The sequence below is a fragment of the Pseudomonas sp. PSE14 genome, from assembly GCF_029203285.1.
GTDB lineage: Bacteria > Pseudomonadota > Gammaproteobacteria > Pseudomonadales > Pseudomonadaceae > Pseudomonas.
Genome location: NZ_CP115669.1, coordinates 2,477,386 through 2,497,018 on the forward strand (window position 1 = coordinate 2,477,386; position 19,633 = coordinate 2,497,018).

Annotated in this window: 17 protein-coding genes; 11 read left to right on the plus strand and 6 right to left on the minus strand. The window is 67.1% G+C overall.

The window, feature by feature from the left end:
• The first annotated feature begins 107 nt into the window (after positions 1–107).
• Both O6P39_RS11650 and O6P39_RS11655 read left to right on the plus strand, forming a co-directional pair.
• Positions 108–1,436 (plus strand): MFS transporter, encoded by a 1,329-nt coding sequence (locus O6P39_RS11650; protein ID WP_275611477.1) that lies wholly within the window; start codon positions 108–110, stop codon positions 1,434–1,436.
• A 9-nt stretch (positions 1,437–1,445) separates the two neighbouring features.
• Positions 1,446–2,222 (plus strand): 1,6-dihydroxycyclohexa-2,4-diene-1-carboxylate dehydrogenase, encoded by a 777-nt coding sequence (locus tag O6P39_RS11655; RefSeq protein WP_275611937.1) that lies wholly within the window; start codon positions 1,446–1,448, stop codon positions 2,220–2,222.
• Between the two features lie 18 nt (positions 2,223–2,240).
• Here O6P39_RS11655 and O6P39_RS11660 read toward each other — a convergent pair whose 3' ends face one another.
• A complete protein-coding gene (locus O6P39_RS11660; RefSeq protein ID WP_275611478.1) occupies positions 2,241–3,113 on the minus strand; it encodes a LysR family transcriptional regulator in 873 nt (290 codons plus the stop codon).
• A 148-nt stretch (positions 3,114–3,261) separates the two neighbouring features.
• On the opposite strand from O6P39_RS11660, the gene O6P39_RS11665 reads away from it, so the two are divergent.
• The 9 genes from O6P39_RS11665 (at position 3,262) to pcaC (ending at position 11,660) form a co-directional block, all read left to right on the plus strand.
• Positions 3,262–4,383, plus strand: coding sequence for a muconate cycloisomerase family protein (locus tag O6P39_RS11665; RefSeq protein WP_275611479.1), 1,122 nt, complete (start codon positions 3,262–3,264; stop codon positions 4,381–4,383).
• A gap of 15 nt (positions 4,384–4,398) precedes the next feature.
• Complete coding sequence (gene catC, locus O6P39_RS11670; protein ID WP_015477003.1) at positions 4,399–4,689, plus strand: muconolactone Delta-isomerase; 291 nt, start codon at positions 4,399–4,401, stop codon at positions 4,687–4,689.
• 47 nt (positions 4,690–4,736) lie between these two features.
• A complete protein-coding gene (catA, locus tag O6P39_RS11675; protein WP_275611480.1) occupies positions 4,737–5,669 on the plus strand; it encodes a catechol 1,2-dioxygenase in 933 nt (310 codons plus the stop codon).
• Positions 5,670–6,028: 359 nt separating this feature from the next.
• Positions 6,029–6,877 (plus strand): CoA transferase subunit A, encoded by an 849-nt coding sequence (locus O6P39_RS11680; protein ID WP_275611481.1) that lies wholly within the window; start codon positions 6,029–6,031, stop codon positions 6,875–6,877.
• The gene (locus tag O6P39_RS11685) at positions 6,877–7,659 is read left to right on the plus strand and encodes a CoA-transferase subunit beta (RefSeq protein WP_275611482.1); all 783 of its coding nucleotides are present in this window, start codon (positions 6,877–6,879) and stop codon (positions 7,657–7,659) included. The genes O6P39_RS11680 and O6P39_RS11685 overlap by 1 nt, the downstream gene beginning before the upstream one ends.
• Positions 7,656–8,861 (plus strand): 3-oxoadipyl-CoA thiolase, encoded by a 1,206-nt coding sequence (gene pcaF, locus O6P39_RS11690; protein ID WP_275611483.1) that lies wholly within the window; start codon positions 7,656–7,658, stop codon positions 8,859–8,861. Before O6P39_RS11685 ends, pcaF begins: the two co-directional genes overlap by 4 nt.
• A 192-nt stretch (positions 8,862–9,053) precedes the next feature.
• On the plus strand, positions 9,054–10,364 hold the full coding sequence (locus O6P39_RS11695) for a 3-carboxy-cis,cis-muconate cycloisomerase (RefSeq protein ID WP_275611938.1): 1,311 nt from the start codon (positions 9,054–9,056) through the stop codon (positions 10,362–10,364).
• 10 nt (positions 10,365–10,374) lie between these two features.
• Positions 10,375–11,163, plus strand: a complete 789-nt coding sequence (gene pcaD, locus O6P39_RS11700; protein WP_275611484.1) for a 3-oxoadipate enol-lactonase — start codon at positions 10,375–10,377, stop codon at positions 11,161–11,163.
• Positions 11,164–11,264: 101 nt separating this feature from the next.
• Positions 11,265–11,660, plus strand: a complete 396-nt coding sequence (pcaC, locus tag O6P39_RS11705; RefSeq protein ID WP_275611485.1) for a 4-carboxymuconolactone decarboxylase — start codon at positions 11,265–11,267, stop codon at positions 11,658–11,660.
• A 186-nt stretch (positions 11,661–11,846) separates the two neighbouring features.
• Here the strand turns inward: pcaC and O6P39_RS11710 are convergent, their stop codons facing one another.
• The 5 genes from O6P39_RS11710 to O6P39_RS11730 all read right to left on the minus strand — a co-directional run bounded on the left by O6P39_RS11710 (position 11,847) and on the right by O6P39_RS11730 (position 19,203).
• Entirely contained in the window at positions 11,847–13,802 is a 1,956-nt protein-coding gene (locus O6P39_RS11710; RefSeq protein WP_275611486.1) for an acetoacetate--CoA ligase, read from the minus strand.
• A 94-nt stretch (positions 13,803–13,896) separates the two neighbouring features.
• Positions 13,897–14,667 (minus strand): 3-hydroxybutyrate dehydrogenase, encoded by a 771-nt coding sequence (locus O6P39_RS11715; RefSeq protein ID WP_275611487.1) that lies wholly within the window; start codon positions 14,665–14,667, stop codon positions 13,897–13,899.
• A gap of 58 nt (positions 14,668–14,725) precedes the next feature.
• Positions 14,726–16,117, minus strand: a complete 1,392-nt coding sequence (locus O6P39_RS11720; protein WP_275611488.1) for a GntP family permease — start codon at positions 16,115–16,117, stop codon at positions 14,726–14,728.
• Between the two features lie 86 nt (positions 16,118–16,203).
• On the minus strand, positions 16,204–17,469 hold the full coding sequence (locus tag O6P39_RS11725) for an OprD family porin (RefSeq protein ID WP_275611489.1): 1,266 nt from the start codon (positions 17,467–17,469) through the stop codon (positions 16,204–16,206).
• 309 nt (positions 17,470–17,778) lie between these two features.
• Positions 17,779–19,203, minus strand: a complete 1,425-nt coding sequence (locus O6P39_RS11730; RefSeq protein WP_275611490.1) for a sigma 54-interacting transcriptional regulator — start codon at positions 19,201–19,203, stop codon at positions 17,779–17,781.
• Positions 19,204–19,633 lie beyond the last annotated feature (430 nt).

The following is a 19,633-nucleotide window of genomic DNA, read 5'->3' on the forward strand; positions in this document are numbered from 1 at the left end:
ACAAAGTATTTTTCCTACACGCCACCGCGCCCTAGCCTCCGGGTTGGGCCCTGACCGGGCCTGAATAACAACAATCAGCGAGGCATTGCCCTCGCAGCGGAGACCCCATGAGCCAGACGTGCAACATACCCGACGTGATAGATCACGCCGCTTTGAGTTCCTTCCAGTGGCGGGTGTTTGTCCTGTGTTTCCTGGTCGCCATCTTCGATGGCTTCGATACCCAGGCCATTGCCTATACCGGCCCGGCGATCATCGAGACCCTGAAGCTGTCCACCGGCGGCCTGGCGCCGATCCTCAGTGCCGGAATCGTCGGCATGGCCCTGGGCGCCATGGCGCTGGGTCTGTTCGGCGACCGCTTCGGCCGTCGTCCCACCGTCATGGGCGCGGTGGCGCTGTTCGCCCTCGCCACGCTGGGCACCGCCTTCGCCACCACTGCCGAGCAGATCCTCGTGCTGCGCTTCCTTGCCGGCCTCGGCATGGGCGGCGCCACGCCCGTGCTGCTGGCGCTGGCTTCCGAGTACGGCCCGGCGCGCCTGCGCGGCGCCATCGTCACCGGCATCCTACTGGGCCTACCGGCCGGCGCCATGCTTGGCGGGCTGCTCGCCGCCCAGGTCATGCCGCTGATCGGCTGGCAGGGCATCTTCCTCGCCGGCGGGCTGCTGCCGTTGGCGCTGCTGGCAGGGCTGTACTTTGCGCTGCCGGAATCGCTGCAGTTCCTCGCCACCCGCTCGGGCGAGACGGCGCAGGTACGCCGTATTCTCGCGCGCATCAGTTCGCGGCCGCTCGCCGAAGACGTGCGCTTCAGCGTACCGGAAGCCGCCACCCGCACCAGCGTACGTGCCCTGTTCGGGCCGGGGCTGGCACGCAACACCCTCGCCGTGTGGCTGACCTACCTGTTCAATTGGGTGGCCTGGTTCATGTTCCTCTCCTGGCTGCCCACCGTGCTGAAGACTGCCGGCCTGCCGGTGCAACAGGCGCCGCTGGGCACCGTCACGGTCAACGCGGTGTTCATCCTCTGCGCCATCCCGCTGTCGATCCTGCTGCCGCGCCTGAATACCCGCAACGTGCTGCTCGGCCTGTTCGCCCTCGGCGTTCTGGTCAGCCTCGGCCTGTCCTTGAGCGGTGACAACTGGGCGCTGGTGTTCCTGCTGGTGGGCGCCGCGGGCCTGGGCATCGGCGGGCAGCAGATCGCCCTCAACTACCTGGTGGTTTCCGCGTACCCGACCAGCCTGCGCGCCACTGCCACCGGCTGGGCCATCGGCCTGGGCCGCGTGGGCGCCATCATCGGTTCGGCCCTGGGCGGAACCTTCCTCGAATGGGGCGGCGTCGCCGGCTTCTATCTGGCATTGGCCGTCCCCCTGCTGCTGGCGCTGGTCGCCGTGGCCCTCATACGCGGCAGCGAGAAGCCTTCGGGCGGCCTCGTGGCCGCGCATTGACAGGAGAACATCATGTCCCGTTTCGACAACAAGATCGCCCTCGTCACCGGCGCCGCCCAGGGTATCGGCCGGCGCGTCGCCGAGCGCCTGGTGGAAGAGGGGGCCAAGGTCATCGCCGTGGACCGCTCCGAGATCGTCCATGAACTGCAGGACGCGCTCGGCCAGCAGGGCGACGTACTGACCCTGACCGCCGACCTGGAGCGCTTCGCCGACTGCCAGGGCGTGGTCGGGCAGGCACTCGCGCGCTTCGGCCGCCTCGACATCCTCATCAACAACGTTGGCGGCACCATCTGGGCGAAACCCTTCGAGCACTATGCCGAAGAGGAAATCGAAGCCGAGGTGCGCCGCTCGCTGTTCCCCACGCTCTGGTGCTGCCGCGCGGCGCTGGTGCCGATGCTGGAGCAGGGTGCGGGCGCCATCGTCAACGTCTCCTCCATCGCCACTCGCGGGGTGAACCGCGTGCCCTACGGCGCGGCGAAGGGCGGGGTGAATGCGCTGACCGCCTGCCTGGCCTTCGAGACCGCCGAGCGCGGCGTACGGGTGAACGCCACCGCACCCGGCGGCACTGAGGCGCCGCCCCGGCGCATTCCGCGCAATACCGCGCAGCAGAGCGAGCAGGAGAAGGAGTGGTACCAGCAGATCGTCGACCAGACCGTCGGCAGCAGCCTGATGAAGCGCTACGGCAGCATCGACGAGCAGGTCGGCGCGATCCTCTTCCTTGCCTCCGACGAAGCCAGCTACATCACCGGCGTGACCCTGCCGGTGGGTGGCGGCGACCTGGGCTGAGGCGCAGCGATGTTGCGCTTACGGCAGTGTTGCGCCGATCAGTTGCAGGCAGCGTTGCAGCGGCGCGCTGACGTCGCCGCGGCGCTGGCTGAGGATGATCGGCGAGACCGCCTCGGCGTCGGTCAGCGTGGCGTAGCCGATGTCGGCGCGGTGCTGTTGCTGCACCGACGCCGGCACCAGCGCCACGCCCAGGCCGGCGGCGACCAGGCCGATGGCGGTCTGCAGTTCGTTGGTCCACTGCGCAACGCGCACGCTCAGGCCGTGGTTGGCGAACAGCGCCAGTACATGGTCGGCATAGCTGGGGCGCGGGTTGGCCGGGTAGAGCACGAAGTCCTCGCCGACCAACTGCTCCAGGCTCAGCGGCGCACCGAGCAGACGGTGTCCGGCAGGCAGCACCACGACCATCGGTTCCTCGCGCAGGACCTGCTGGGTGATGGCCGCATCGTCGATGCGGATGCGCCCGAAGCCGATGTCGATGCGCCCGCTTTTCAGCGCCTCGACCTGTTGCACCGTAGTCATTTCCTGCAGGCCCAGCTCCAGCCCGGCGTCGCCGCGCAGTTCGCGGATCAGCTCAGGCAGGCCGTCGTACAGCGTCGAGGGCGCGAAGCCGATGCCGAACCACTGGCGCTCGCCTCGGCCGATGCGCCGGGTGCTCTCGCAGATGCTCTCCAGCTGTGCCAGCAGGGTGCCGGTCTGCTCGTGGAAGTAGTGTCCGGCGTCGGTCAAGCGCAGCGGGCGACCGCGTTCCAGCAAAGGCACGCCGAGCAGTTCTTCCAGCTGCTGGATCTGCCGGCTCAGCGGCGGCTGGGCGATGTGCAGGCGCTCGGCGGCGCGGGTGAAGTTGAGGGTGCCGGCCACTTCACGGAAGTAGCGCAGGTGTCTCAGCTCCATGATACCTCCAGGGTATGCAACAAGATGGCAACGATATTGGACTGGCCGCACGGCCCAGCGCAATCCTTCTTCAACCGTGAAAAGACCTTCCGGGTATCGCCAGTGCGCTGCCCGATTCATCCAGCAATCCCAGAACGGAACGCCGTCCATGAGTAGACCCGTCATCGAACGCATCGAGTCGATCATCGTCGACCTGCCGACCATCCGCCCGCACAAGCTGGCCATGCACACCATGCAGCAGCAGACGCTGGTGATCCTCCGCCTGCGCTGCTCCGACGGCGTCGAAGGCATCGGCGAAGCCACCACCATCGGCGGCCTGGCCTACGGCAACGAGAGCCCGGAAAGCATCAAGGCCAACCTCGACGCGCACTTCGCGCCGCTGCTCAAGGGCCAGGATGCCAGCAACATCAACGCCTGCATGCAGCGCCTGGACAAGGCGATCAAGGGCAACACCTTCGCCCGCTCGGCGGTGGAAACTGCGCTGCTCGACGCCCAGGGCAAGCGCCTGGGCCTGCCGGTCAGCGAGCTGCTTGGCGGCCGCGTGCGCGACAGCCTGGAAGTGGCCTGGACCCTGGCCTCCGGCGACACCGCCCGCGACATCGCCGAAGCCGAGCAGATGCTGGACATTCGCCGTCACCGCATCTTCAAGCTGAAGATCGGCGCCAACCCGCTGGAGCAGGACCTCAAGCATGTGGTGGCGATCAAGCAGGCCCTGGGCGAGCGCGCCAGCGTGCGTGTGGACGTCAACCAGGGCTGGGACGAATCCCAGGCCATCCGCGGCTGCCAGGTGCTCGGCGAGAACGGCATCGACCTGATCGAACAGCCCATCTCGCGCATCAACCGCAGCGGCCAGGTGCGCCTGAACCAGCGCAGTCCGGCGCCGGTCATGGCCGACGAATCCATCGAGAGCGTAGCCGATGCCTTCAGCCTCGCCGCCGACGGCGCTGCCAGCATCTTCGCCCTGAAGATCGCCAAGAACGGCGGCCCGCGCGCCGTGCTGCGCACCGCGCAGATTGCCGAAGCCGCCGGCATCGCGCTGTACGGCGGGACCATGCTCGAAGGCGCGATCGGCACCCTGGCCTCGGCCCACGCCTTCCTCACCCTGGAAAAACTCACCTGGGCCACGGAGCTGTTCGGCCCGCTGCTGCTCACCGAAGAAATCGTCACCGAGCCGCCGGTCTACCGCGACTTCCAGCTGCACGTGCCGCGCACGCCCGGCCTGGGGCTGACGCTCGACGAAGAGCGCCTGAAGCATTTCGCCCGCCACTAACGGAGGAAAATCCCAATGCTGTTCCACGTGAAGATGACCGTGAAATTGCCCGTCGACATGGACCCGGCCAAGGCCGCCCAGCTCAAGGCCGACGAGAAGGAACTGGCCCAGCGCCTGCAGCGCGAGGGCAAGTGGCGCCACCTGTGGCGCATCGCCGGGCACTACGCCAACTACAGCGTGTTCGACCTCGCCAGCGTTGAGGAGCTGCACGACACCCTGATGCAGCTGCCGCTGTTCCCCTACATGGACATCGAGGTCGACGGGCTTTGCCGCCATCCGTCCTCGATCCACGCTGACGACCGCTGATTTTCGTTCCGTACGACTCGACAAGAACAAGACTTGAGGACCGCATCATGACCGTGAAGATTTCCCACACTGCCGACATCCAGAAGTTCTTCGAAGAAGCCAGCGGCGCCCTGAACGATCAGGGCAACCCGCGCGTGAAGAGCCTCGTCCTGCGCATCCTGCAGGACACCGCCAGGCTCATCGAAGATATGAGTGTCACTCCCGACGAGTTCTGGAAAGCCGTGGATTACCTCAACCGCCTCGGCGCCCGCCAGGAAGCCGGCCTTGTCGTTGCTGGCCTGGGTATCGAGCACTACCTCGACCTGCTGCTGGACGCCCAGGATGCCGCCGCCGGCATCGGCGGCGGCACCCCGCGTACCATCGAAGGCCCGCTGTACGTGGCCGGCGCACCGTTGTCCGAGGGCGAAGCGCGCATGGACGACGGCAAGGACGCGGGCACCGTGATGTTCCTTTCCGGGCGCGTGTTCGATCGGCAGGGCAAGCCGCTGGCGGGTGCGGTGGTCGACCTCTGGCACGCCAACACCCAGGGTACCTACTCGTACTTCGACAGCACCCAATCCGAGTACAACCTGCGCCGGCGCATCGTCACCGACGCCGAAGGCCGCTACAAGGCGCGCAGCATCGTGCCCAGCGGCTACGGCTGCCCGCCGGACGGTCCGACCCAGGAACTGCTGAACCAGCTCGGTCGTCACGGCCAGCGTCCGGCGCACATCCACTTCTTCATCTCCGCGCCGGGGCATCGCCACCTGACCACGCAGATCAACCTTGCCGGCGACCAGTACCTGTGGGACGACTTCGCCTACGCCACCCGTGACGGGCTGATCGGCGAGGTGCGTTTCGTCGAGGACGCGGCCGCCGCCAAGGAACGCGGTGTGGAAGGGCGCTTTGCCGAGATCGAGTTCGACTTCCAGCTGCAGCAGGCCGTTTCCGCCGACGCCGAAGACCGCAGCAACCGTCCCCGCGCGCTGCAGGAAGCGTGAGTCCCGCGCGGTGCTGACCCTGTAACGAGCTTGCTCGCGAACCAAGCTATACGGCCGCTCCGGTGCTGGGCGGGTTCGCGAGCAAGCTCGCTCCTACAACAGATCCGCCCGCCGATAGCGCCACGCCCACCCGGAACACCCGTAGGAGCGGACTCCGTCCGCGATGCTCTTGTGCTCGGGGCTATCGCGGACGGAGTCCGCTCCTACGTTTTGGGGTTGCCACCGAGCGAGTGGAGGTCCGTTAGCCCCCTAAGAGAAGTGTTCGATATTCGCACCAATAGTCGATTATCGCATTGTTCGCCCATCCCCCCGACGGTAGTGTTTTCCCATCGGCACAGACCACCAGAACGAGACCGAAAATGGCTGAACTCCTGACTCTCCGCGAAGCGGTCGAGCGCTTCGTCCACGATGGCGACACCGTTGCCCTCGAAGGCTTCACCCACCTGATCCCCACCGCCGCCTCCCACGAGCTGATCCGCCAGGGCAAGAAAGACCTGCACCTGGTGCGCATGACGCCCGACCTGGTCTACGACCTGCTGATCGGCGCCGGCTGCGTGCGCAAGCTGACCTTCTCCTGGGGCGGCAACCCCGGCGTCGGTTCGCTGCACCGCCTGCGTGACGCGGTGGAGAAGGGCTGGCCGCGCGAGCTTGAGATCGACGAGCACAGCCACGCCGACCTCGCCAACTCCTACGTCGCCGGCGCCTCGGGCCTGCCGTTCGCCGTGCTGCGCGCCTACGCCGGCTCCGACCTACCGAAGGTCAACCCGAACATCAAGTTCATCAACTGCCCGTTCACCGGCGAGCAGCTGGCCGCCGTGCCGTCGGTGCGTCCGGACGTCACTGTGATCCACGCGCAGAAGGCCGACCGCAAGGGCAACGTGCTGCTGTGGGGCATCCTCGGCGTGCAGAAGGAAGCCGCCCTGGCCGCCAAGCGCTGCATCGTCACCGTGGAAGAAATCGTCGACGACCTCAACGCGCCGATGAACGCCTGCGTGTTGCCGACCTGGGCGCTGTCCGCCGTCTGCCTGGTGCCCGGTGGTTCGCATCCGTCCTACGCCCATGGCTACTCCGAGCGCGACAACCGCTTCTACCAAGCCTGGGACCCGATCGCCCGCGACCGCGACACCTTCAACGCCTGGATCGATACCTACATCCGCGGCACGAAAGATTTCAGCGAGTTCCGAGCCAAACTCGCGGAGGGCAAATAATGAGCGCCTACAGCACCAATGAAATGATGACCGTGGCCGCCGCCCGCCGCCTGAAGAACGGCGCGGTCTGCTTCGTCGGCATCGGCCTGCCGTCCAAGGCCGCCAACCTCGCGCGCCTGACCGCATCGCCTGACGTGGTCCTGATCTACGAATCCGGCCCCATCGGCGCCAAGCCCAGCGTGCTGCCGCTGTCCATCGGTGACGGCGAGCTGGCCGAAACCGCCGACACCGTGGTGCCCACCGGTGAGATCTTCCGCTACTGGCTGCAGGGCGGACGCATCGACGTCGGCTTCCTCGGCGCCGCCCAGGTCGACCGCTTCGGCAACATCAACACCACCGTCATCGGCGACTACAACAGGCCGAAAGTTCGCCTGCCCGGCGCCGGCGGCGCGCCGGAGATCGCCGGTTCCGCCAAGGAAGTGCTGATCATCCTCAAGCAGTCCCACCGCACCTTCGTCGACAAGCTGGCCTTCATCACCTCGGTTGGCTTCGGCGAGGGCGGCGACCACCGCCAGCAGCTTGGCCTGCCGGGCAAGGGCCCGGTGGCGATCATCACCGACCTCTGCATCATGGAGCCGGAAGCCGGCAGCAACGAATTCATCGTCACCTCGCTGCACCCGGGCGTGACCCGCGAGCAGGTGATCGAGAACACCGGCTGGGCGATCCGCTTTGCCGAGCAGGTGGCCGAGACCGTCGCACCGACCGACGTCGAGCTCGAAGCCCTGCGCGCCCTGGAAGCCCGCACCGCGGCCGCCCACGGCCAACTGGGAGGTGAGGAATGAGCCGCGACGTCTTCATCTGCGATGCCGTACGTACGCCCATCGGCCGCTTCGGCGGCTCGCTCTCCGGCGTACGTGCCGATGACCTCGCCGCCGTGCCGGTGAAGGCACTGGTGGAGCGCAACCCGCAGGTCGACTGGGCTGCACTGGACGAGGTCTACCTCGGCTGCGCCAACCAGGCTGGCGAGGACAACCGCAACGTGGCACGCATGGCGCTGCTGCTGGCGGGCCTGCCGGAAAGCGTGCCGGGTGTGACCCTCAACCGCCTCTGCGCCTCGGGCCTGGACGCGGTAGGCACCGCCTTCCGCGCCATCGCCAGCGGCGAGGCCGAGCTGGTCATCGCCGGCGGCGTCGAGTCCATGTCCCGCGCGCCCTACGTGATGGGCAAGGCCGACAGCGCCTTTGGCCGCGGCCAGAAGATCGAGGACACCACCATCGGCTGGCGCTTCATCAATCCGCTGATGAAAGCCCAGTACGGTGTGGATGCCATGCCGCAGACCGCCGACAACGTGGCCGACGACTACCAGGTCAATCGTGCCGACCAGGACGCCTTCTCCCTGCGCAGTCAGCAGCGCGCTGGCGTCGCCCAGGCTTCCGGTTACTTCGCCGAGGAAATCGTCCCGGTGGTGATCAAGGGGCGCAAGGGCGAGACCGTTGTCGATACCGACGAACACCCGCGCCCGGACACCACGCTGGAAGCGCTGGCCAAGCTGAAGCCGGTCAACGGCGAAGGCAAGACCGTCACCGCCGGCAACGCTTCGGGCGTGAATGACGGCGCTGTCGCGCTGATCCTCGCCAGCGCCGAAGCCGTGAAGAAGCACGGTCTGACGCCGCGCGCGAAAGTGCTCGGCATGGCCAGCGCCGGCGTCGCTCCGCGCGTGATGGGCATCGGCCCGGTCCCGGCGGTACGCAAGCTGCTGGAGCGCCTGAACCTGTCGGTCGACCAGTTCGACGTCATCGAGCTGAACGAAGCCTTCGCCGCGCAGGGCCTGGCGGTGACCCGCGAACTCGGCATCGCCGATGACGACGCGCGGGTGAACCCCAACGGCGGCGCCATCGCCCTCGGCCATCCGCTGGGTGCCAGCGGCGCGCGCCTGGTGCTGACGGCCGTGCACCAGTTGCAGAAGACTGGCGGCAAGTTCGGCCTGTGCACCATGTGCGTGGGCGTGGGGCAGGGTGTGGCGCTGGTCGTCGAGCGCGTATAGCTCCTACAGGTTCACCTCCGGCCGTCCCTGCGCTGAATTATCTTGCTGCAGCAGACGGCTCCCTCTCCCTCTGGGAGAGGGCTGGGGTGAGGGCCGTCCAACACGCCATACTGTCCCGACCAAGCCGCCGATCTCCGGAGCCGCCCAGTGAGCACCAACCACCTGTTCGACGCCTACTTCACCCAGCCCGCCATGCGCGCGATCTTCAGCGACCACGGCCGGGTGCAGGGCATGCTCGACTTCGAGGCCGCGCTGGCCCGTGCCGAGGCCCGTGTCGGTGTGATACCGGCCAGCGCCGTGGCGCCCATCGCCGCCGCCTGCCGCGCCGAACTCTACGATTTCGACGCCCTGGCCGAGGCCATCTGCAGCGCCGGCAATTCCGCGATTCCGCTGGTGAAGGCGCTGGGTAGACGTATTGCCAGCGAAGATGCAGAAGCCGAGCGCTATGTGCACCTGGGCGCCACCAGCCAGGACGCCATGGACTCCGGGCTGGTCCTGCAACTGCGCGCCGCCATCGAGCTGCTGGAAGGCGATCTCATCCAGTTGGCGGACGCACTTGCCATCCAAGCGCAGGCCCACGCCGGCACGCCCATGGTCGGCCGCACCTGGCTGCAGCACGCCACGCCCGTCACCCTGGGCATGAAGATCGCCGGCTGGCTGGGGGCGATCACCCGTCATCGCCAGCGCCTGAACGAACTCAAGCCGCGCCTGCTGTGCCTGCAATTCGGCGGCGCCTCCGGCAGCCTTGCCGCGCTCGGCGACCAGGGTTTAGCCGTGGCCGAAGCGCTGGCGCAGGAGCTGAACCTGCAACTGCCCGAGCAACCCTGGCACACCCAGCGCGACCGCCTGGTGGAGTTCGCCAGCCTGCTCGGCCTGATCGCCGGCAGCCTCGGCAAGCTGGGCCGCGACCTCAGCCTGCTGATGCAGACCGAGGCCGGCGAAGTCTTCGAGCCTTCCGCACCGGGCAAGGGTGGTTCGTCCACCATGCCGCACAAGCGCAATCCGGTGGGTGCCGCCGTGCTGATCGGCGCAGCCACCCGCGCGCCGGGACTGGTCGCGACCCTGTTCTCCGCGATGCCCCAGGAACATGAGCGCAGCCTCGGCCTGTGGCACGCCGAATGGGAAAGCCTGCCGGAGCTGTGCTGCCTGGTATCCGGCGCGCTGCAACAGGCGCTGGTGCTGGTGCCGGGGCTGGAAGTGGATGCCCAGCGCATGCTGGAGAACCTCGACCTCACTCGCGGGCTGGTGCTCGCCGAAGCTGTGAGCATCGCCCTGGCCCAGCGCATCGGCCGCGACGCCGCGCACCATCTGGTGGAGCAATGCTGCAAGCAGGCGGTGAAGGAGGTCGCGCACCTGCGCGAGGTGCTCGGCGCCAACGCAGAGGTTGCCGCTCAGTTCGATGTCGAGGAACTGGATCGCCTGCTCGATCCCGCCCATTACCTGGGCCAGGCGCGCCGCTGGGTCGAGCGCGCGCTGGCCGAACATAACCAAGTTTTGCGATAGGAGCCTTTGCATGCCTGCCGTATGTCTCGCCGATGGCGACCTGAATTACCTGCTGGAAGGGCCCGCCGGCGCTCCGGTGCTGGTGCTGTCCAACTCCCTGGGCACCGACCTGCACATGTGGGACGCGCAGATTCCGGCTTTCACCGAACACTTCCGCGTGTTGCGCTATGACACCCGCGGCCACGGCGCCTCGCTGGTCACCCCCGGCCCCTACAGCATCGAGCAGAACGGCCGCGACGTGCTGGCCCTGCTGGATGCGCTGGATATTCCGCGCGTGCATTTCTGCGGCCTGTCCATGGGCGGCCTGATCGGCCAGTGGCTGGGCATCCATGCGCCGGAGCGCCTCTCGCGCCTGGTGCTGTGCAACACCGCCGCCAAGATCGGCACCCCGGAAGTCTGGAACCCGCGCATCGAAACCGTGCTCAGCGGCGGTGCCGAGGCCATGCGCAACCTGCGCGATGCGTCGATCTCGCGCTGGTTCACCGCTGACTTTGCGGAAGGCCAGCCGGGCAAGGTCGCGCCCATTGTCGGCATGCTGGCGCAGACCTCGCCGGAAGGTTATGCGGCCAACTGCGCGGCTGTACGCGATGCCGATTTCCGCGCCGAGATCGGCGCGATCTCGGCGCCGACCCTGGTGGTCTGCGGCGTGGCCGACCCGGTGACGACCACCGAAGACGGCCGCTTCCTGCAGGCACGCATTCCCGGTGCGGAACTGGTGGAGCTGCGCGCCGCGCACCTGTCCAACGTGCAGGCCGGCGACGCCTTCAGCCAGCGCGTGCTGACTTTCCTGCGCGCCTGAACGCTTTTTGTGTAGGAGCGAGCTTGCTCGCGAACCTGGCCCGGCAGCCGGGTTTGTTCGCGAGCAAGCTCGCTCCTATAGGTTCCGATGGGAGTTTTGAGATGGACGAAAAAGAACGCTACGAAGCCGGTATGCAGGTTCGTCGCGCGGTGTTGGGCGATGCCCACGTCGACCGCAGCCTGCAGAACCGCACTGCATTCAACGAGGAATTCCAGGAAATGATCACCCGCCACGCCTGGGGTGACATCTGGACCCGCCCCGGCCTGCCGCGCCACACCCGTAGCCTGATCACCATCGCCATGCTGATCGGCATGAATCGCGAGGGCGAGCTCAAGCTGCATCTGCGCGCCGCGCGCAACAACGGCGTGACCCGCGAGGAGATCAAGGAAGTGCTGCTGCAGAGTGCAATCTACTGCGGCATCCCGGCCGCCAATGCCACTTTCCACCTCGCCGAGGCGGTATGGGACGAGCTGGGCACCGAGTCGCTGGACGAGTAACCCGTTACGGGTTCGATGGGTATCGCTTCGCTCCACCCATCCTACGTGACTGCCTCCGGACCACGCCTCCGGAGGGCTGTCTGGTCGTGCATGAGCGGACCATGGGCGCGCTGACGGGCATGGCCAATTCGCACGTCGGGCTCTCGTAGGATGGGTGGAGCGAAGCGATACCCATGCAGAAGAAACTCAGCTCTCCAACTCCTTCCTGTCCCTGAACAACTCCAGCGCCTGCGGATTGGCCAGCGCATCGGTGTTCTTCACCGGTAGGCCGTGCACCACGTTGCGCACCGCCAGCTCGACGATCTTGCCGCTCAATGTGCGCGGAATGTCCGCCACTTCGAGAATCTTCGCCGGCACGTGGCGCGGCGTGGTGTTGGCGCGGATGGTCTGGCGGATGCGCTCCTGCAGCGCCTCGTCCAGCACGGCGCCTTCGCGCAGGCGCACGAACAGCACCACGCGCACGTCGCCCTGCCAGTCCTGGCCGATGGCGATGGATTCGAGCACCTGCTCGATCTTCTCCACCTGCCGGTAGATTTCCGCGGTGCCGATGCGCACGCCGCCGGGGTTGAGCACGGCATCCGAGCGGCCGTGGATCACCAGGCCGCCGTGCTCGGTTTCCTCGGCATAGTCGCCGTGGGCCCAGACGCCGGGGAAAGTGGCGAAGTAGGCATCGAGGAATTTCTCGTTGTTCTCGTCGTTCCAGAAGCCCACCGGGATCGACGGGAAGTGCCGCACGCAGACCAGCTCGCCTTTCTCGCCTCGCACCGGCTTGCCGGCGTCGTCCCACACTTCGACTGCCATGCCCAGGCCCTTGCACTGCAACTCGCCACGCCACACCGGCGCGGTGGGGTTGCCGAGGGCGAAGCAGGAGACGATGTCGGTGCCACCGGAAATCGACGACAGGCAGAGGTCGGGTTTGATGTCGCGGTAGACGTAATCGAAGCTCTCGTGGGCCAGGGGCGAACCGGTGGAGAGAATGGCTTTCAGGCGCTCCAGCGAATGGGTCTGGCGCGGCCGCACGTTGGCTTTTTCCAGCGCGGCAATGTACTTGGCACTGGTGCCGAACACGCTGATGCCCTCGGCGTCGATCAGGTCGATCAGCCGCTCCGGGCCGGGGTGGAAGGGCGAGCCGTCGTAGAGCACCAGGCTTGCGCCCTGGGCCAGGCCCGAGACCAGCCAGTTCCACATCATCCAGCCGCAGGTGGTGTAGTAGAACAGCGTGTCGTTCGCTCCCAGGTCGGCGTGCAGGCCGTGTTCCTTCAGGTGCTGCAGCAGCACGCCGCCGGTGCCGTGGACAATGCACTTGGGCACGCCGGTGGTACCGGAGGAGTACAGGATGTACAGCGGGTGGTCGAAGGGCACCGGGGTGAACACGGGTTCGCCGCCGGGTTGGTAGAAGTCCTGCCAGAGGTCGACCCGGGCCAGGGTCAGATAGTCGCCCGGCCGCGCGTCGGGGCGGGCGTAGGGGACGATCACCAGCTGTTCCAGGCTGTGCAGCTGGGCGAGGATTTCGTTGAGCTTGGCGGTCAGGTCCAGGGTCTTGCCGGCGTAGCGGTAACCGGCACAGGCGATCAGCACCTTGGGTTCGATCTGGCCGAAGCGGTCGATGACCCCCTGGGTGCCGAAGTCCGGCGAGCAGCTCGACCAGGTGGCGCCCAGGCTGGTGGTGGCGAGCATGCCGACCACCGTCTGCCAGGTGTTGGGCATGAAGGCCGCGACACGGTCGCCGACGCCCACGCCGGCCTCGCGCAGGGCCAGCTGCAGGCCGGCGACCTGGGCGGCCAGGTCGGCATGGCTGAGCACCTCGCGCTGTTCGTCCTCGCTGATGGCGATCAGCGCGGGGTGATGATCGCGGCGGCGCAGCAGGTGTTCGGCGAAGTTCAGCGTGGCGCCGGGGAACCAGTGCGCATCGGGCATCTCCGGACCTTCTTCGAGCACTGCGCTGGGCGCTTCGTGGAACTGCACGCCGAAAGTATCGACGATGGCCAGCCAGAACGCCTCGCGCTCGGTGATGCTCCAGGCATGCAGGGCGCCGTAGTCGGGAAGGTCCAGCCCGTGCTCCTGCGCCACCTTGCGTCGGAAGGCGTCCATGCGGGTGGCGGCGATGCGTTCGGGGGAGGGGCTCCAGAGCGCCTGGTTCATCGACTACGACTCCAGCTGGTTCTTGTGGGCGAAGGGCACCGCCGACGGACGGTGCCTACGCATCATGTCACGAAGCGCCGTAGGAACCCTCAGGTCATTGCGCGATCCAGCCACCATCCATGTTCCAGGCTGCGCCCCGGACCTGCGCGGCGGCCTCACTACACAAGAATAGTGCCAGTTCGCCGAGCTGGTCGGCGGTGACGAACTCCAGCGACGGCTGCTTTTCCGCCAGCAGGTCGTGGCGCGCCTGCTCCGGGCTGGCGCCGGCGGCGATGCGCGCATCGATCTGCTGTTGGACGAGCGGCGTCAGCACCCAGCCGGGGCAGATGGCGTTGCAGGTGATGGCCGTAGTGGCGGTTTCCAGGGCGGTGGTCTTGGTCAGCCCGATCACCCCGTGCTTGGCGGCCACGTAGGCGCTCTTGCCGGCGGAGGCGACCAGGCCGTGGGTCGAGGCGATGTTGAGGATGCGTCCCCAGCCGCGCTGGCGCATGCCCGGCAGCGCCAGGCGCGTGGTGTGGAACACTGAGGAGAGGTTGATGGCGATGATCGCGTTCCAGCGTTCCACGGGGAAGTCTTCCAGCGCCGCGACGTGCTGGATGCCGGCGTTGTTGACCAGGATGTCGAGGCCGCCGAAGTCGCGCTCGACGTAGGCGATCATCTCGGCGATCTGTTCCGGCAGCGCCATGTCCGCGCCGTGGTGGCCGATGCGCGTGCCGTGTACCGACAGTTCGCGCACGGCCGCGTCGATGTCGCCAAAGCCGTTGACCACCACGTTGGCGCCCGCCTGCGCGAGCCGCGCGGCGATGCCCAGTCCGATGCCGCTGGTGGAGCCGGTGACCAGTGCGGTCTTGCCCTTGAGTGTCATGCAAATCTCCTCTGGAACGGGGCGGCCGCCGCGCGGCGCCCGCTTTGAAACAACCGGCTTATACAATCCCGGTGGCGTAGAAGGTCCCGATCACCACGAACACCGCGAGGGTCTTGATCAGGGTGATGGCGAAGATGTCCTTGTAGGCTTCGCGGTGGGTCAGGCCGGTGACCGCCAGCAGGGTGATCACCGCGCCGTTGTGCGGCAAGGTGTCCATGCCGCCGGAGGCCATGGCGGCGACCCGATGCAGCACTTCCAACGGGATGTTGGCGGCGTGGGCGGCGGCGATGAACTGCTCGGACATGGCCGCCAGGGCGATGCTCATGCCGCCGGACGCCGAGCCGGTGATGCCGGCCAGGCTGGTGACGGTAATCGCTTCGTTGACCAGCGGATCGGGGATTTTCTTCAGCGCATCGGCCAGCACCAGGAAGCCCGGCAGCGAGGCGATGACCGCGCCGAAGCCGTATTCCGACGCCGTGTTCATGGCCGCCAGCAGTGCGCCGGACACGGCGGTCTTGCTGCCCTCGGCAATCTTGCTGCGAATCACCGCGAAGCTGCTCACCAGCACCAGCAGGATGCCCAGCAGCAGCGCCGCCTGGACCGCCCAGATGCCGGTCAGCTTGGCCACGTCGCTGGCCACCGGCGCGGCCATGCCGGCCAGTTGCAGGCTGTGGGTCTTGCCGTAGACCTGGGGAATCCAGTGGGTGAACAGCAGGTTGGCGACGCCCACCAGCACCAGTGGCGAGAGCGCCAGCAGTGGGTTGGGCAGCTTGATGTCGTCGGCGGTTTCCGGCTCGTTGCGCAGCTCGGTGCCGTAACCTTCGCCGGCGGCGCGCGCCTTGCCTGCCTGGCGGCGCAGGAACAGCATGCCCACGGTGAAGACGAACAGGCTGCCGATCAGCCCCAGCCAGGGCGCGGCCCAGCCGGTGGTGTTGAAGAAGGCGGTGGGGATGATGTTCTGGATCTGCGGGGTGCCGGGCAGGGCGTCCATGGTGAAGCTGAACGCACCCAGGGCGATGGTCGCCGGGATCAGCCGCTTGGGAATGTTGCTCTGGCGGAACATCTCGGCGGCGAACGGGTAGACCGCGAACACCACCACGAACAGCGACACGCCGCCGTAGGTGAGCAGGGCGCAGACCAGCACGATCACCAGCATCGCCTGGCTCGTGCCGAGCAGGCGGATGGCGGCGGCGACGATGGAGCGCGAGAAGCCCGACAGCTCGATGAGCTTGCCGAACACCGCGCCGAGCAGGAACACCGGGAAGTAGAGTTTGACGAAGCCGACCATCTTCTCCATGAACACGCCAGTGAAGGCCGGCGCCACGGCGGAAGGGTCGGTCAGCAGCACCGCCAGCAGCGCGGCGATGGGGGCGAAGAGGATCACGCTGTAGCCGCGGTAGGCGGCGAGCATCAGCAGGGCAAGGGCCGCGAGGGCGATGACCACGCTCATCGAAGTATCTCCAGTTGTCGCGCGGCTCCGAGCCGCGCGTCATTCTTGTTGTAGTGGGCTTGCTTGACGATCAGGCGCTCAGGCGATTACCAGAGCGGCAGCACGTAGCTGAGGATCAGGCGGTTCTCGTCCAGGTCGTTGCCGAAATGGCTGGAACGCACCGTCGCGTTGCGCCACTTCACCCCGACGTTCTTCAGCGGGCCGTTTTGCACCACGTAGCCGATGTCGGTGTCGCGCTCCCATTCCTCGCCTTCGGGCCTGTTCGCGCCCAGGTCGATGTTGTCGCCGGACAGGTAGCGCGTCATGAAGGTCAGACCGGGCACGCCCAGTGCGGCGAAGTCGTAGTCGTAGCGGGCCTGCCAGGACTTCTCGTCGCGGTTGGCGAAGTCGCCGATCTGCACGAAGTTGACCAGGAAGGCGTCGGTGCCGCCGATGTAGGCGAAGCCGGTGTCACCGCTCATCTTCTGATAGCCAGCGCCGAAACCGTGGCCGCCGAGGGTGTAGGTGAGCATGGCGCCGAAGGCGCGGTTGTCGACGTTGCTGTGGCCGTCTTCGTCCGAGCGGGCGTAGCGCAGGTCGGTCTTCAGCGCCTGGCCGGCGGCGATGGGCAGGACGTGCACCAGGTTGACGATGTGCTGGTCGTAGAGCCCGTCGAGCTTGGCGTAGCTGTAGCCGGTGGTCAGCTGCGGCGTCCACTTGTAGCTCAGGCCGGCGAAGTCGAACTGGTCGCTGGTGTCGGTGGCGACGATACCGCGCGCGCTGCCGCTGGTAACGGTCATGTCCTCGCGGTTGGACGAGTCGCGCTGGCTCACCTGGCGCAGGCGGCCGCCGTCGAAGGTCAGGCCGGCGAACTCGGTGGAGTTCAGGTGGGCGCCTTCGAACGTCTGCGGCAGCAGGCGCGAATCGTTGGCCAGCACGGTGGGCAGCTTGGGCAGCAGGGTGCCGATCTTCAGCACGCTTTTGGAGGCGCGCAGCTTGGCGGTCAGGCCCAGTTCGCTGTAGTCGTCGGGCGCGCCGTTGACCTTCTCCTTGTCCCGCGGCAGCAGGCCGGAGCCGGCGCGGTCGGGGCTGGAGTCGAGCTTCACGCCCAGCAGGCCGAGGGCGTCTACGCCCACGCCGATGGTGCCTTCGGTGTAGCCGGATTCGTAGCGCAGCAGGAAGCCCTGCGCCCACTCTTCCTGCTTGGATTGCGCGGCGTTGTCCTGGCGGAAATCGCGGTTGAAGTAGAAGTTGCGCAGCTCGACGCTGGCCTTGCTGTCGGCGATGAATTCGGCGAAGGCCTGGGGCGAGAGGGCGAGGGTGGAACCGAGGGCGGTCAGAATGGCGGCATGATTGAGCGTGGAACGGCTCATCGGGTGATCTCCTGACGCGGCGCCGTGTGCGAAGCGGGACTAGCCGTGGTGTCCGCTGGGGTCAGTTCGCGTTCGGGCAGCGTTGATTGTTGTTATGTCGGCTGTGCGGCGCGAGGGCCGCGAGAGGCGACATAGCCAGGACCGTGCCAGGATTGTAACTATTTGATTTTTAAGTCTTATTTTGAGATTTGCGCGAATGGGGAGAACTTGCTTGTCTCTATTTTGAGACAAGGCGGCGGATATATTCGTTCTTGCGTCCTGGATCAGCTGCTGGAAGGCTTTGTCTCTTTTTGGAGACTCGTCTCTTTTTCAGGATTGAAGACCCAGCGCCGCCATCTTCTTGTAGAGTGTCGAGCGCCCCAGTCCCAGGCGTTGCGCGGCTGCATCGACGTTGCCGGCATGTTCGGCCAGGGTATTGGCGATGAGTTCACGCTCGAAGGCGTCCCGCGCGGCGTAGAAGTCCTGTCCTTCGGCCAGCTTGGCTGCTGGCGCCGTCGAGGTGGCCGGCAGCGGTTGCAGTTCGCCCAGCGCCGAGCGCAGGGCGGCGGCGTCGATCTGCGGGCGGTCGCCCAGCAGCACGGTGCGCTCCAGCAGGTTGCGCAGTTCACGCACGTTGCCCGGCCAGGCGTGCCGGGCGAGCAGGGCGAGGCCGCCGGCGTCCAGTTCGTAAAGCGTCTGGCGGTCGTCGCGCAGGCCATCGAGGATGGCTTCGCACAGTGCCGGCAAATCCTCCAGGCGCTCGCGCAGCGGCGGGATCTCGATCGGCAGGACGTTGATCCGGTAGAACAGGTCGGCGCGGAATCGCCCCTCGCGCAGGGCGGCGTCGAGGTCGATGGAGGTGGCGGCGATCAGGCGGATGTCGCTGCGCAGCACTTCGTTGGAGCCGACGGGCTCGAATTCCTTTTCCTGCAGCACGCGCAGCAGCTTGCTCTGCAGGGTCAGCGGCATATCGCCGATTTCGTCCAGGAACAGCGTGCCGCCCTGGGCTATCTGCAACTTGCCGGCGCGGCCCTTGCGGTCGGCGCCGGTGAAGGCGCCCGGCGCGGTGCCGAAGAATTCGGCCTCCAGCAAGGTCTCGGGAATGGCGGCGGCGTTGAGGCTGACGAAGGGTTTGTCGGCGCGCGGCGAGGTCGCGTGGATGGCGTGGGCGAGCAGTTCCTTGCCGGTACCGGTCTCGCCCAGCAACAGGATCGGCGCCTCGCTGGCCGCGCCACGGCGGGCGCGGCGTTTTACTTCCAGGCTGGCCGGGCTGGTGCCGATGAAATGGCCGAAGCTGTATTTGGCCTGGCGCGCCTGCAGCAGCGAACGGGTCGAGGCCAGTTCGGCCTGCATGCGTTGGTAGCGGGTGAGTAGCGGCGACAGCGCGCGCAGTTCGTCGAACAGGGCGAAGCCGATGCCGCCGATGACAACGCCGGAGTCATCGCGGATCGGCACGCGCATGACCACCAGCGGGTCCTTGGCCATGTCGAGAATGTCCAGCAGCATCGGCCGGCCGCTGCTGACCACTTCGCGCATCAGGCTGCCGGGGATCACCTGTTCCACCGGGCGGCCGATGGCCTGCTCGGCGCTGTCCAGGCCGAAGCGCTGGGCGTAGCGCTGGTTGATCCAGACGATGCGCGCCTCGCGGTCGACGATTACCGTGCCTTCGCTGAACTGCTCGAAGATCTCGAACAGCGAACGGATCGCCAGTTGGCGAACGCTGGGGTAGTCCTTGAGGCTGTCGGTATCGGTCATGGGCGGGCCGTGCGCGGGGAGGGCAGAGGGCGCACTGTACCGGGATGTGGCGGACGGGTCAGCATCGGGTCATGGGGGGATTGCTTTTCGTAGGAGCGAGCTTGCTCGCGAACAAACCCCGCTGCGGGCTCGGGTTCGCGAGCAAGCTCGCTCCTACAGGTCGGGTTCACCGTCAGCCGGTAGGGCGCATAACGCCACAGGCGTTGTGCGCCGATGGCCTGGCGGCGGAAAGCGTTCCGCCTTATGCGCCCTACGGTCTGTGTGTGGCTTCTGAAATCCGTGCCTGTGCTTTCCCTCACCCTAACCCTCTCCCAAGGGGAGAGGGGACCGTTCGGTTCAGGATGAAGCTACTGTGTCAGCCGACACAATCAGCCCCCTCTCCCTCTGGGAGAGGGTTGGGGTGAGGGCCGCTCCGAGCGCACTTGTATCG